The 13,342-nt window shown below is 64.5% G+C and carries 14 protein-coding genes; 6 read left to right on the forward strand and 8 right to left on the reverse strand.

Annotated elements, in window-relative coordinates:
• Window positions 1–61: 61 nt before the first annotated feature.
• The gene (locus Q8S60_RS16150) at window positions 62–1,054 is read right to left on the reverse strand and encodes a D-glycerate dehydrogenase (protein ID WP_305275487.1); all 993 of its coding nucleotides are present in this window, start codon (window positions 1,052–1,054) and stop codon (window positions 62–64) included.
• Between the two features lie 126 nt (window positions 1,055–1,180).
• Between Q8S60_RS16150 and Q8S60_RS16155 the strand changes: the two genes are divergently transcribed.
• On the forward strand, window positions 1,181–1,780 hold the full coding sequence (locus Q8S60_RS16155) for an SH3 domain-containing protein (protein ID WP_305275486.1): 600 nt from the start codon (window positions 1,181–1,183) through the stop codon (window positions 1,778–1,780).
• A 4-nt stretch (window positions 1,781–1,784) separates the two neighbouring features.
• On the opposite strand, the gene Q8S60_RS16160 is transcribed toward Q8S60_RS16155, so the two are convergent.
• Window positions 1,785–2,420: a class I SAM-dependent methyltransferase gene (locus tag Q8S60_RS16160; RefSeq protein WP_305275485.1), complete on the reverse strand. Its 636-nt coding sequence runs from the start codon at window positions 2,418–2,420 to the stop codon at window positions 1,785–1,787.
• 139 nt (window positions 2,421–2,559) lie between these two features.
• On the opposite strand from Q8S60_RS16160, the gene Q8S60_RS16165 reads away from it, so the two are divergent.
• A complete protein-coding gene (locus Q8S60_RS16165; RefSeq protein ID WP_305275484.1) occupies window positions 2,560–3,144 on the forward strand; it encodes a TetR/AcrR family transcriptional regulator in 585 nt (194 codons plus the stop codon).
• A 3-nt stretch (window positions 3,145–3,147) separates the two neighbouring features.
• Here the strand turns inward: Q8S60_RS16165 and Q8S60_RS16170 are convergent, their stop codons facing one another.
• The 4 genes from Q8S60_RS16170 to irrA all read right to left on the reverse strand — a co-directional run bounded on the left by Q8S60_RS16170 (window position 3,148) and on the right by irrA (window position 6,332).
• Window positions 3,148–3,732, reverse strand: a complete 585-nt coding sequence (locus tag Q8S60_RS16170; protein ID WP_370867250.1) for a DUF3501 family protein — start codon at window positions 3,730–3,732, stop codon at window positions 3,148–3,150.
• Window positions 3,733–3,776: 44 nt separating this feature from the next.
• Window positions 3,777–5,150, reverse strand: coding sequence for a heterodisulfide reductase-related iron-sulfur binding cluster (locus Q8S60_RS16175; RefSeq protein WP_305275482.1), 1,374 nt, complete (start codon window positions 5,148–5,150; stop codon window positions 3,777–3,779).
• An 84-nt stretch (window positions 5,151–5,234) separates the two neighbouring features.
• A complete protein-coding gene (locus tag Q8S60_RS16180) occupies window positions 5,235–5,657 on the reverse strand; it encodes a rubrerythrin family protein (RefSeq protein WP_012112497.1) in 423 nt (140 codons plus the stop codon).
• Window positions 5,658–5,906: 249 nt separating this feature from the next.
• Entirely contained in the window at window positions 5,907–6,332 is a 426-nt protein-coding gene (irrA, locus tag Q8S60_RS16185; protein ID WP_305275481.1) for an iron response transcriptional regulator IrrA, read from the reverse strand.
• A gap of 313 nt (window positions 6,333–6,645) precedes the next feature.
• Here irrA and fabA point away from each other — a divergent pair, with 313 nt between their 5' ends.
• From fabA to fabI, 3 genes are read left to right on the forward strand one after another with little or no spacing between them, the layout of a single operon-like run.
• Complete coding sequence (gene fabA / locus Q8S60_RS16190) at window positions 6,646–7,164, forward strand: 3-hydroxyacyl-[acyl-carrier-protein] dehydratase FabA (protein ID WP_305275480.1); 519 nt, start codon at window positions 6,646–6,648, stop codon at window positions 7,162–7,164.
• A 50-nt stretch (window positions 7,165–7,214) separates the two neighbouring features.
• Window positions 7,215–8,441, forward strand: a complete 1,227-nt coding sequence (gene fabB, locus Q8S60_RS16195; RefSeq protein ID WP_305275479.1) for a beta-ketoacyl-ACP synthase I — start codon at window positions 7,215–7,217, stop codon at window positions 8,439–8,441.
• A gap of 43 nt (window positions 8,442–8,484) precedes the next feature.
• Window positions 8,485–9,345, forward strand: a complete 861-nt coding sequence (fabI, locus tag Q8S60_RS16200) for an enoyl-ACP reductase FabI (protein ID WP_305275478.1) — start codon at window positions 8,485–8,487, stop codon at window positions 9,343–9,345.
• A 6-nt stretch (window positions 9,346–9,351) separates the two neighbouring features.
• On the opposite strand, the gene Q8S60_RS16205 is transcribed toward fabI, so the two are convergent.
• Complete coding sequence (locus Q8S60_RS16205; protein WP_305275477.1) at window positions 9,352–9,975, reverse strand: DUF4893 domain-containing protein; 624 nt, start codon at window positions 9,973–9,975, stop codon at window positions 9,352–9,354.
• A gap of 134 nt (window positions 9,976–10,109) precedes the next feature.
• On the opposite strand from Q8S60_RS16205, the gene Q8S60_RS16210 reads away from it, so the two are divergent.
• Window positions 10,110–10,859, forward strand: a complete 750-nt coding sequence (locus Q8S60_RS16210; RefSeq protein ID WP_305275476.1) for a M48 family metallopeptidase — start codon at window positions 10,110–10,112, stop codon at window positions 10,857–10,859.
• A 63-nt stretch (window positions 10,860–10,922) separates the two neighbouring features.
• On the opposite strand, the gene pnp is transcribed toward Q8S60_RS16210, so the two are convergent.
• Window positions 10,923–13,112: a polyribonucleotide nucleotidyltransferase gene (gene pnp, locus Q8S60_RS16215; protein ID WP_305275475.1), complete on the reverse strand. Its 2,190-nt coding sequence runs from the start codon at window positions 13,110–13,112 to the stop codon at window positions 10,923–10,925.
• Window positions 13,113–13,342: the final 230 nt, after the last annotated feature.

Raw genomic sequence — 13,342 nt, forward strand, 5'->3', positions numbered from 1 at the left:
GCCGGGATGACACTTATTTTTTGTTCAGTATAGAGAATATTCCGGCGGGCCGCGAAGGGGCTTACATGATTGCGGGGATGACGCGGTCGGGCGGGCGGTGGCCGTCCATGAAGGTCTTGATGTTGACGATGACCTTGCCGCCCATTTCGACGCGGCCCTCGATGGTGGCGGAGCCCATGTGGGGGAGCGAGACGACGTTTGGGAGTTTCAGGAGGCGCGGGTTGACCGACGGTTCGTGCTCGAAGACGTCGAGGCCGGCGCCGGCGAGTTCGCCGGCTTCCAGCGCGCGGATAAGCGCGTTCTCGTCGATGATTTCGCCGCGCGCGGTGTTGACGATATAGGCTTCCGGTTTCAGCAGCTTCAGGCGGCGCGTGTCGAGCAGGTGGAAGGTCTGCGGCGTGAGCGGGCAATTGACCGAGACGATGTCGACCTTGGGGAGCATGTCGTCGAGGTTTTCCCAGAAGCGCGCTTCGAGCTCCTGCTCGATGACGGCGTTGGCGGGCTTCCTGTTGTGGTAGTGGATTTCGAGGCCGAAGGGTTTGGCGCGGCGGGCGACGGCCTGGCCGATGCGGCCCATGCCGATGATGCCGAGGCGCTTGCCCGTGAGGCGGCGGCCGAGCATCCAGGTCGGCGACCAGCCGGGCCATTGCCCCTCATGCTCGCGGAGATAGCGGGCGCCTTCCGACAGGCGGCGCGGCACGGCCAGCAGCAGGCCCATGGTCATGTCGGCGGTGTCTTCGGTGAGCACGCCCGGCGTGTTGGTGACGGTGATGCCGCGGCGGCGGGCCGTCTCGACGTCGATATTGTCGACGCCGGTGCCGAACTGGGCAATGAGGCGGAGATTTTCGCCGGCCTGGGAGAGAAGGCGGGCATCGATGCGGTCCGTCACGGTGGGGACCAGCACGTCGGCCTCGCGGAGGGCGGCGGCAAGCTCGGCGGGCGAAAAGGGGTGGTCGTCGCCGTTCAGCCGGACATCGAACAGTTCGCCCATGCGCGCCTCGATGGGCGCGGGCAATTTGCGCGTGACGATGACGAGCGGCTTTTTGGCGGTCATGAGGTACTCCGGCTGCAATGAGCCCTTATTAGCAGGTTTTATCCGTTTGTTTGCCGCATTTTCTGGCAAAATCCACTGAGTCGGGAACGGGGGCCTGAGCGGACGGGGCGGAAACAAACGGAAGAGATGCCTGAGCGGGTAAAGACCATCAACGGGGAAATATCGCGGCGGCTCGCGGGGGGCGCGCTGCTGCTTGCGCTTGCGGCGATTATGGGCACGGGCCCGGCGCGGGCCAGTGACAGGATTGCGATGGCGGCGCTGGAGACGGCGGAGCCGAGCCAGACGCCCGGCACGGCGACGGGGCTGCCGGTGCCGCGCTATGTGAGCCTGAAATCGGGGCGGGCGAATGTCCGGCGGGGGCCGGGGACGGACTTTCCCATCGACTGGGTTTACCGCAAAAGCGGCGTGCCCCTGGAGGTGATCGCGGAATCGAACAACTGGCGGCGCATCCGCGACCATGAGGGCGATGGCGGCTGGATCTGGCACACGATGCTGGCGGGCGAGCGCAGCGCGATCGTGGACGCGGCGGCGGCGGATGGCGGGCCGGTGGCGCTGCATGCGGAACCGGACGGCGCGTCAGAGGTGGTGGCCTATGTGGAGAAGGGGCTCGTCGCGCGCGTCACCGCCTGCAAGGGAAACTGGTGCCGCCTCACCGCGCAGGGACGGGACGGCTGGATCGCGCGCGGCGCGCTCTGGGGCGTCTATCCGGGCGAGGAATTCGAGTAGGCGCCTATTTCTTCACGCCGCGCAGGAAGTGGAGATCGAGCCAGCCGAGGGGCCCGTGCGCGATATCGCCGAAGCCTTCGGTGGCAAGCGGCGCGCGCCAGAGATCGAGATCGAAGCGGCCGTGGGGCCCGTGCTTCGCCGAGAGATGCGTGCGGCTTGCGAGGCTGCCCGCGTAATCGACCAGCAGGAGGCGGCCACCGGGGCGGAGCACGCGGGCGGCCTCGCGCAACGCAGCCAACCTTTTCGCCTCCGGCACCATGTGCATCACCGTCGTCAGCGTGACAACATCGAAGCTCGCATCGGTGAAGGGAAGCGAGGCCGTGTCGGCGGCGCGGAAGACGATGTCCGCGCGGGCACGGCGCGCCTTGCGGCGGGCGGCGGCGAGCATGTTTTCCGAGAGGTCGACGCCGAGGACGCTGCCGCCCGGCTGGACGCGGCGCCAGGCGGCGACGGCCTGCGTGCCGGTGCCGCAGCCGATGTCGAGCATGCGCTCGCCCGGCGCGACGGCGGCGAGGTCGAGCAGGCGGGCACGGTAGGCGGCATCGCGGCCGCGCGTGAGGAGGAGGATCAGGAGATCGTAGAGCCTCGGGAAGCCGATGCCACGGCTTTCATCCGCCGCCGTCGCGTTGTTGCCGTGCATGAAACCGCCTCCTTGCCTGCGCCGTCCGCCCCTTGGCAAGAGCGCGGGGCGGGACCATCTGTCCGATTGTGAACAGGCTGTGCGGGACGCGCCATGAACGGCGGGGCGCGAATGTCCGCTAAGGGACGGGAGAGGCGTTTTGTCCGGGAAAAGCGAAGGCGGGACAATCGACCGGCGCGCGGCGCGGACGCGCAAGGCGCTGCACGAAGGGCTGTTGCGGCTCGTGACGCGCAAGGGATATGAGGCGATCACCGTTCAGGACCTCATCGAAGAGGCGGATGTCGGCCGCTCGACCTTCTATGCGCATTACACCGGCAAGGAAGACCTGCTCCGCAGCGGCTTTGCCATGCTGCGCGCGGAGCTCTCCGCCACCGAAGCGGACGGGCAGGCGGGAGACGAGCCGCTCCGCTTCAGCCGCGCGATGTTCGACCATGCGGGGCGATATGCGGATGTCTTCCGGGCGATGACGGGCAGCCGGGGGAGCCTGGTGGCGCTGGAGGAAATCCGCCGCGCGCTTTCCGAGATCGTGCGGCGGGAATTGCCGAAAGGCGGAAAGGACGAAGGCCTGCCGCGCGAGGTTTATGTGCAATTCACTGTCGGCACGCTGCTGACGCTGCTGACATGGTGGCTCGAAAAGAAGCCGGGGCTGAAACCGGCGCAGGTGGACGCGATGTTCCGCCGGCTGGTGCTACAGGGGATCGGCGACGGCGCCGAGCGCCGGTAGCTATCAGGCGAAGTCCTTCGCGAGCGCCTCTTTCACCGCGGGCGGGAGGACTGCCATGTGGTGGTAGTTCTCGTGGGCGATGACGGCGAGGACCTGGGTTTCGGGCGCGCGGAATTTCGCGATCTGTTCGGGCGTGAAGCGGAAATGGACGAAATGGACGGAGGAGGTCTTGCCGTCGGCTTTCGTGCGCTCGACATCCGTCTCGGCTTCGCCGGGCACCTTCTCGCCGCCGACATCAATATAGAGATGTTTCTCGACCCAGGTGATCGACCGCAGGAACCTGTCGCGGCGGACCTCGTCGTTGATCTCGAACATGATGGTGGCGACGAGTTCGTTGCCTTGCGGGATCAGCGGGTTATAGGCGCGAAGTTCGTCCTCGAGCTGTTCGGCGCCGCCTTTCTCGATGTGCAGCATTTCCTGGACCTGCTGGAACATCGTGTCGTAGTTCTCGAAATAGAAAGTGGCGTAGGGGCCGACTTCGACGCGGCGGTTCTTCTTCAGCGCGGTGATCGCGGTGCGGCGTTCCTTCCGCTCCTTCGCGTAGGTTTCGTAGGGGAGAATGTCGGCGGGGGTGATTTCTTTTTTCATCGCACTCATCTCTTGAACCTTTTTTCCGGAGTTCGTCCCCCCGCTTACTGAATCAATCCCCAGGCGCGCGCCATGATTTCGATCGGGTGCTGCGCCACCGGCAATTGCGGCTCGCCCAGGGTTTCGATCTCGTGGGTGAGGTGCTTGGCGGCGAGCGGGCAATCCGACGTCACATATTTGTTGCCGGTCTTGGCGACATTGCGGGACGCGGTCTTGCCGACCTTCATGGCGACGTCGAAGGTTTCCTTCATGACGCCGAAGGTTCCTCCGTGTCCGGAGCAACGCTCGACCACGTCGACTTTGATGTCGGGGATGAGGCGGAGCATCTCGGCCGATTTCGCACCCATGTTCTGCGCGCGGGCATGGCAGGCGAGATGCGCCGTGACGCCGCCCTCGACGGGGCGAAGGCCGGCGGCAAGGCCCTCCTTCTTTGCGATGTCGACGACATATTCGTCGATGTCGCGCGTCGCGGCGGAGAGGCGCATCACGTCTTCGTTCTCGGGCAGGATGAGCGGCCATTCGAATTTGAACATGAGGCCGCAGGAAGCGGTGAGCGTGATAATGTCGTAGCCCTTGTCGATCCAGGCGCACATATCCTTCGCGACTTTTTCCGCCTGGGCGGCGACTTTTTCGATGTTGCCCTGTTCGAGGAAGGGCATGCCGCAACAGCCGGGATAGGCGACTTCCGTCTCGACGCCATTATGCGCGAGGACGAGGCGCGCGGCTTCGCCGACGCCCGGATTGTTGTAGTTGACGAAGCAGGTGGCGAAGAGGACGACCTTGCGGCCCGCGGCGGGCGCGGGCTTCGGCGCGGAGAGGCCCTCCTTGTCCTGCTTCTTCGCGCGCATCGTGAATGTCTGCCCATGAAACTTCGGCAACTCGGCGCGGCGGTCGATCCCTGCCACGGCCTCGAGGACGGGGCGCGTCAATTTGTTGGAACGGGACGAGCCCCAATTCGCAAGCGGCGCGACGGGCTGGGCGAGCTTGCCGTTGCGGTCCGTCTGCGCGAGCTGCGCCTGCACGAAGGGGAAGCCTTCCTTTTCTTTTCCTTCGGCCGCGCGGTAGCGCAGCATCAGATGCGGGAAGTCGAGATTGAATTCATGCGGCGGCACATAGGGGCACTTCGTCATGTAGCACATGTCGCAGAGCGTGCAGGCCTCGACGACGGGACCGAAATCGGATGATTTCACCTCGTCGAGTTCACCGGTCGGGCTCTCGTCGATCAGGTCGAAGAGGCGCGGGAAACTGTCACAGAGATTGAAGCAGCGGCGGCAGCCGTGACAGATGTCGAAGATGCGGCGCATTTCGGCATCGATCTTTTCGGCGTCGTAGAAGTCCGGGTTGCGCCACTCGATCGGATGACGGATCGGGGCTTCGGTGCTTCCCTCTTTAGGGCCGCCTTCTATCGGGCTGCTCATCGGCTTTCATCTCCGGGGATGGACGGGCGCGTGGAGGCCGGAGAGGCGAACCCCTCCGGCCACACGATGATCGCGAAGCAGCGCTTAGCTGCCGAGGCTGTCCAGGGCCTTCTGGAAACGGCCGGCATGGCTCTTCTCGGCCTTGGCGAGCGTTTCGAACCAGTCGGCGATTTCGTCGAAGCCTTCATCGCGCGCGGTGCGCGCCATGCCCGGATACATGTCCGTGTATTCGTGGGTTTCGCCCGCGATGGCCGCCTTCAGGTTCTTGTCGGTGGCGCCGATGGGCTCGCCCGTCGCCGGATCGCCGACTTCCTCGAGGAATTCGAGATGGCCGTGCGCATGGCCCGTCTCGCCTTCGGCGGTCGAGCGGAACACGGCGGCGACGTCGTTGAAGCCTTCGACGTCGGCCTTCTGAGCGAAATAGAGATAGCGGCGGTTGGCCTGGCTTTCGCCGGCGAACGCTTCTTTGAGATTTTCCCAGGTCTTGGAACCGGAAAGCGATGCCATGATGTTGCTCCTCACTTGTGCGTTTGACGATCACTAGAAACCGGGCCCGGTGCCCGTTCGGGCGCCGACAGCCGTGCACCGGGCGGGCTTGGAGCCTTTTCCGGCGCTTCCCGCCACCCTTCGGGAAAGGGCGGGTCTGGGAGGTTGACTGAGATTCTAGGGCCGTTAACCGGAGTGGTCAACAGATTGGATATATTCCAAACAAACTTTTTAGTTATTGTTTTTGCGAGGAATTCTTAAGACGACCGGTCAGTTCCGGGGCCGGTCGTGGAGGCGGACGATGACATCCACACGGGCGATATCCATGCCCTCCGGCGCCTCCGGCAGCTTGCCGATGGTGACGTCCTGGCCGGCGATATCCATGAGCGCGCCATCCTTCTCGATGAAGAAGTGATGGTGGTCATCGATGTTGGTGTCGAAATAGGTCCGCGAGCTGTCCACCACGACCTCGCGCAGGAGGCCCGCGCCGGTGAACTGGTGCAGCGTGTTGTAGACGGTGGCGAGAGAGACGCTGACGCCTGCCTTCTGCGCTTCCTCGTGCAGGGCTTCGGCCGTGACATGCCGGTCGCCGCCGTCGAACAGGAGGCGGCCCAGAGCCAGCCGCTGGCGCGTCGGGCGAAGCCCGGCGTCCCGCAACCTGGTGAGCGTCTGTGCGTAGGGTCTTTCCTGCGTCACGAACTTTCGTCCTCTGGTTTCCGGCGGCCCCGATCCGTTTCGTATAGAAGACGGATTAAAGGCTGCAGTTTGTAATCGTTACAAACAAATAGATAGTGTGTGCGTCATAGGTTTGTCAAGGGCGCGGCGGCGGCCATGGCGGGCGCTAAATGCCCGTAAGCCAAGGGTTTGCGGCGGCTCAAGGGTGTGTTACGAAGCGCAGAAGGCGAGGAAACCGGGACGGCAAAAGCCGTCCCAAAGTGAGGACGGCTCCGGATAGCACCACGGCGAGCGCCGGCAGATGCGGATCGGGCCTTTTGTTGAGCGGATGGAAATGGCGGAGCAGAAGTCGGCATATTCCTACGAAGATTTGCTCGAATGCGGGCATGGCCGGCTGTTCGGCCCCGGCAACGCACAGCTGCCCCTGCCCCCCATGCTGATGATCGATCGCATCACCCATATTTCGGATGAAGGCGGCGAACACGGCAAAGGCCTCATCAAGGCCGAATTCGACATCAAGCCGGATCTCTGGTTCTTCCCCTGCCATTTCGAAGGCGACCCGATCATGCCGGGTTGCCTCGGCCTCGACGGTGCATGGCAGTTGCTCGGCTTTTTCCTCGGCTGGATCGGCGGCAAGGGCAAGGGACGCGCGGTCGGCGTGGGCGAAGTGAAATTCTCCGCCATGGTGACGCCCGCCATCAAAAAGATCGAATACATCATTCAGCTCAAGCGTGTCGTGAACCGCCGGCTGGTGGTCGGCGTTGCCGACTGCACCATTCTGGCCGATGGTGAACTGGCCTTCACCATCAACGACATGAAAGTCGGACTGCAAGCCGAAGGGCAGGCGGCCTGACAAGACGGCGACGCAGATGATTTTTTATCCGCAGTGAAAGAGAGGCTGCCATGAGGCGAGTGGTCGTCACGGGCATGGGGATCGTTTCCAGCATCGGAAACAACACGCAGGAAGTCATCGGCAGCCTGCGCGAAGGCAAGTCTGGCATCGAGAAGTCGGACGTCTATGCCGAGATGGGTTTCAGGAGCCAGGTGCATGGCAACCTGAAGATCAATCTCGACGAGGCGGTGGACCGGCGCGCGCGGCGCTTCATGGGCGACGGCGCGGCCTATGCGTGGGTTGCGATGGAACAGGCGATCCGCGATGCGGGCCTGGAGGAAAGCGACGTGAGCAACCCGCGCACGGGGCTCATCGTCGGTTCGGGCGGACCTTCGACCAAGGCGATCGTCGCGGCCGCCGACATGGCGCGCACCGAGCCCGTGAAAGGTCCGAAGAAGGTCGGCCCCTTCGCGGTGCCGAAGGCGATGTCGTCGACCTGCTCGGCCAATCTTTCGACCTGGTACAAGACCAAGGGCGTCAACTACTCCATCAGCTCGGCCTGCTCGACCTCGGCGAACTGCATCGGCAATGCGGCCGAGATGATCCAATGGGGCAAGCAGGACGTGATGTTCGCGGGCGGCGGCGAAGAACTCGACTGGACGCTCTCCGTTCTCTTCGACGCGATGGGCGCAATGTCGGCGAAGCGGAACAACGAGCCGCATCAGGCGAGCCGCGCCTATGACAAGGACCGCGACGGCTTCGTGATTTCCGGCGGCGGCGGCATCGTGGTGCTGGAAGAACTGGAACACGCGAAAGCGCGCGGCGCGAAAATCTATGCCGAGATCGTCGGCTATGGCGCGACGGCGGACGGCGCCGACATGGTGGCGCCTTCCGGCGAAGGCGCGGTGCGCTGCATGAAGATGGCGCTGCAGAACGTCAAGGAGAAGGTCGACTACATCAACCCGCATGCGACGTCGACGCCTGTGGGCGACATTCCCGAGATCAACGCCATCCGCGAAGTCTTCGGCGCCGACATGCCGCCCATCAGCGCGACGAAATCGCTGACCGGCCATGCACAGGGCGCGGCCGGCGTTCACGAGGCGATCTATACGCTGCTGATGATGCAGTCGGGCTTCATCGCCGCGAGCGCCAATATCGACGAGATCGATCCCGCCGTGGCGGACGCGAACATCGTGCGCAAGCGCATCGACAATGCGGACATCAACCTCGCAATCTCGAACAGTTTCGGTTTCGGCGGCACCAACGCGACGCTGGCGCTGCAACGCTATAACGGGTAGGCGACCGGAAGCGGGGCCGAATAAATTGGGAAACGAGACACGCATGCACGGTTCTGGCGAGAAAGCGGGCGAAGGCACATTGGTGCTGACGGGGCCGCTGATGAAGGGCCGTCGTGGCCTCATCATGGGCGTGGCGAACGATCACTCGATCGCCTGGGGCATCGCGCGGGCGCTGGCGGCGCATGGCGCCGAACTCGCCTTCACCTATCAGGGCGAAAGCTTCGGGCGGCGCGTGAAGCCGCTGGCGGAATCGGCCGGCTCGAAGCTGCTGCTGCCCTGCGACGTGACGGACCCGGCAAGCCTCGACAGCGCGTTCGAGACGCTCGAAAAGGAATGGGGCGTGCTCGACTTCGTGGTTCACGCCATCGCGCATTCCGACAAGAACGAGCTGAAGGGCCGCTATGTCGACACGACGCGGGAGAACTTCCTGCGGACGATGGATATTTCCTGCTTCTCCTTCACCGATGTCGCGCGGCGCGCGGCAAAGCTGATGACGCGGGGCGGCTCCATGGTGACGCTCACCTATGGCGGCTCGACGCGCGTCATGCCGAACTACAATGTGATGGGCGTGGCCAAAGCCGCGCTCGAGGCGAGCGTGCGCTATCTCGCGGTCGATCTCGGGAGGCACGGCATTCGCGTCAACGCGATCTCGGCCGGTCCGATGCGGACGCTGGCGGGCTCGGCGGTGGGCGATGCGCGGTTCGTGTTCAAGTGGAACAAGACGCATGCGCCGATCAAGGAATCGATCGAGCTCGACCATGTCGGCGGCGCGGGGCTCTATCTCCTCTCCGATCTTTCGGCGCGGGTTTCCGGCGAAGTGCATCACGTCGATGGCGGCTATAACATCATCGGCCTGCCGCGCGCGGAAGAGCTGAAGGCGCAGATGGAGAACGGCGAGGGCTGAAGCCCGTTATTTTCGCCGCTTCATTTCCAGCACGTTGAAGGTCGATTCAAGCTCCGGCCAGGGGAAGACAATGCGCGCGCGGCCGTCGGCGAGGAGGCTCACGACGGCCGGCTCGTCGATCAGTTGCGGATCCGCGATGCCGCCGGCGGGGCCGGAATAGGCGCGGATGGGGCCGGAATGACCTTCGTTCGGCGCGGCGAGCAGGACCCAGCTTTTTTCATCGCGCGGATAGAGGAAGCCCGACTGGCGCTGCGAGCCGGTGAGCTTTTCGAAGAAGAGGCGGCCGTCCCTTTCCGTGATCGCGCAGCGGAACCAGCCATAGACGACGAAGCCCGCGAAGGGGCCGCCCGCCTTGATGGTGCGGCAGTGCCAGTCGCCTTTCAGCTTTTCGGGATCGGCGGCGACGGTCTCTGCCTCCATGACGCTGACGAGTTCGTTGTAGGAGCCGTTCTCCTCGCCGGCGACGCGCGATTCCATCATGCCCTTGGTCACCGCGTCCTCGTAACGCTCAAGACGGTCGAGATCGTGCGTGGTGGCGTCGCTCTTCCAGTCGCCGGCCGGGCCGGCTTCATCGGCATGGAGAGGAGTTGCGAACAGGAAGAGGGCGGCGAGGGCGGCTGGCAGGCGCATGGTGTCTCCGGGGAATGACGGACTGCCCCCGATCCTAGCGGGAAAGGGCCGGGCGGCGAAACGGGAAGGCCGTCTTTTCCCGTCGCGCCCGATCGCCTAGGCTGGCGGTGCGAGGGACCGCAAGGGAGGACAGGATGAAGAAAACCGGTGTCATTGCCGCCTTTCTGTTGCTTGCCAGCCAATGCGCGGCCATCAAATACGAGCGTCCGGCTTTCGACAGGGCGGAGACCGAAGCGGCGGCGGCCGCCATCGAACAGGCGCCCATGCCTGTCAAATCCGAAGCACCCGTCGACGAGCTTGTCGCCGTGGCAGACCGCGCGGCGCAAAGGTTGCGCGACCACACAGGCCCGCTCTGCGAAGCCATCGGTTCGGAGACGTGCGGCTTTGCCCTGCGCATCGCCGGCAATGAGGAGGCGAATGCCTTTGCCGACGAGAAGGGCACGATCTGGATCACGGTGGCGCTGCTGCGCTATCTCGAAACGGAGGACGAGGTCGCGGCGATGCTGGCGCATGAAATAGCCCATCGCATGAGCGGCCACGATGCCAGCGCCGCGACGGCGGCGCGCTACTACCAGGCGATGCGGTATACGCTTGGCGGCAGTTCGCCCTCCTCGGCGGCTTCGCGCCAAAGCGCCAGCGCCCGGCACCTGATCGCGCTCGAAGCGGATGCCGACTATCTGGCGGCCTTTCTTTTGAAGCGGGCGGGATACGACCTGACGGCGGCCGAGAATGTCTGGATCACGCTCGCCAAGGTATCGAACAACAAGGCGGCTTCGATCATGGCGACACACCCTCTTTCGGCAGAACGTCTTGCGGCGTGGCGGCGCGTCGCCGCCGAACTCGACGCGGACCCGGAGGCGCTGCCGAGGGTTGCCGGAAACTGACGGCCGGAAAGAAAAAGGGCGCCGGATGAAACCGGCGCCCTTTCAATTCGAAGCGGCTGTCGATCAGTCGCGTTCGCGGCGACGGCCGCGGCCGCCACCGCCGCCTTCGCGCTTTTCGCGGGGCTGCTCGGCGGGTTCGTTTTCGTAGACGATCTCTTCGCCGGTTTCCTGGTTCACATGCTTCATCGACAGGCGGACCTTGCCGCGATCGTCGAAGCCCAGGAGTTTCACCTTGACCTTGTCGCCTTCCTTGACGATGTCGGAGACCTGCTCGACCCGGTTCGGCGCCATCTGCGAGATGTGCACGAGACCGTCGCGGGGACCGAAGAAGTTCACGAAGGCGCCGAAATCGACGACCTTCACGACCGTACCTTCATAGATGTGGCCAAGTTCCGGCTCGGCGACGATGCCCTGGATCCAGGCAATGGCCTTGCGGATCGACTCGCCGTCGGAGGACGCCACCTTGATCGTGCCATCGTCGGAGATGTCGATCTTGGCGCCGGTCTTTTCCACGATCTCGCGGACGACCTTGCCGCCGGTGCCGATGACTTCACGGATCTTGTCGGTCGGGACCGTGATGACTTCGATGCGCGGCGCGTGCTCGCCCATTTCGGGGCGGGCCGTGTCGAGCGCCTTCGCCATCTCGCCGAGAATATGCATGCGGCCGCCCTGCGCCTGGGCGAGGGCCTGCTTCATGATGCTCTCGTTGATGCCGGTGATCTTGATGTCCATCTGGAGCGAGGTCACGCCCGCTTCCGTGCCCGCGACCTTGAAGTCCATGTCGCCGAGGTGATCCTCGTCGCCGAGAATGTCGGAGAGGACGGCGAAGCGGTCGCCTTCGAGGATGAGGCCCATCGCGATGCCCGCGACGGCGCGCTTCAACGGCACGCCCGCATCCATCATCGCGAGCGAGGAGCCGCAGACGGTCGCCATCGAGGACGAACCGTTCGACTCGGTGATTTCCGAGACGAGGCGCAGCGTGTAGGGGAACTCGGTCTTGGGCGGAAGCACCGCACGGAGCGCGCGCCAAGCGAGCTTGCCGTGACCGACTTCGCGGCGGCCGGTGAAGCCGACGCGGCCCGTCTCGCCGACGGAGAAGGGCGGGAAGTTGTAGTGCAGCAGGAAGTTTTCCTTGTAGGTGCCTTCCAGCGCGTCGATGAACTGCTCGTCGTCGCCGGTGCCGAGGGTCGCGACCACGAGGGCCTGCGTCTCGCCGCGCGTGAAGAGCGCGGAACCGTGCGTGCGCGGGAGTACACCCACTTCGGAGACGATCGGACGGACGGTTTCGAGGTCGCGGCCGTCGATGCGGCTCTTGGTGTCGAGGATCGAGTTGCGGACGATGTCGCTCTCGATTTCCTTGAAGACGCCGCCGACTTCGATTTCAGACACGGCGTTCGCGTCTTCCGGGTTGCAGAGGGCGGCCTTGGCCTTGTCCTTCGCCTTCGAGATCGCTTCGTGACGGGCGGCCTTGTCCTTGATGCCGTAGGCGGCGCGGAGATCGCCTTCGACCAGTTCGCGCGTCTTCGCGACGAGAGCGGAATTATCCTTCACGTCGATGGCGCGGGGTTCCTTGGCGCATTTCTCGGCCATGCGGATGATCATGTCGATCACCGGCTGGAACTCGCGGTGGCCGAACATGACGGCGCCGAGCATGACATCCTCGGAAAGCTCCTTCGCTTCCGATTCCACCATCATCACGGCGTCGGCGGTGCCGGCGACGACGAGGTCGAGCGCGCTTTCCGACATCTCGTCGATCATCGGGTTGAGCTTGTATTCGCCGTCGATGTAGCCGACGCGGGCGCCGGCGATCGGGCCGAGGAAAGGCAGACCCGAGATCGTCAGCGCGGCGGAGACCGCGATCATGGCGACGATGTCGGGATCGTTTTCCATGTCATGGCTGACGACGGTGGCGATCACCTGGGTTTCGTTCTTGAAGCCCTTGATGAAGAGCGGACGGATCGGACGGTCGATCAGGCGGGAGACCAGCGTTTCCTTTTCGGAGGGACGGCCTTCGCGCTTGAAGAAGCCACCGGGGATCTTGCCCGCGGCATAGGTCTTTTCCTGGTAGTTCACGGTCAGGGGGAAGAAATCGAGGCCGGGCTTCGGCTTGCGCTCGCCGACGACCGTCGCGAGCACCGTGGTCTCGCCGTAGGTCGCGAGCACCGCGCCATCGGCCTGACGGGCGATCTTGCCCGTTTCGAGGGTGAGCGTGCGGCCACCCCATTCAATTTCTTCGCGTGTGATTTTAAACATATCGGTTTCCTGTTCCGCGCCGCCCGCTTTTCATGCGTTCTTCCATCATCATGCGGGCCGGCGCTTTTCTGCCGCTCATATCGCGGCCGGACAAATGGGACGGCTGCCCGCGGATGCGCCGAATGCGCCGTGCAACATGCACGAAACCCGGACCCCAGAGACGAGGGGCAGCGGGCTCAACCGCGACAAACCATCCGTCAACGGACGAATGTCTCTTTCGTTTCGGACCT

Source organism: Parvibaculum sp. (assembly GCF_030694575.1).
Classification (GTDB): Bacteria; Pseudomonadota; Alphaproteobacteria; order Parvibaculales; family Parvibaculaceae; genus Parvibaculum.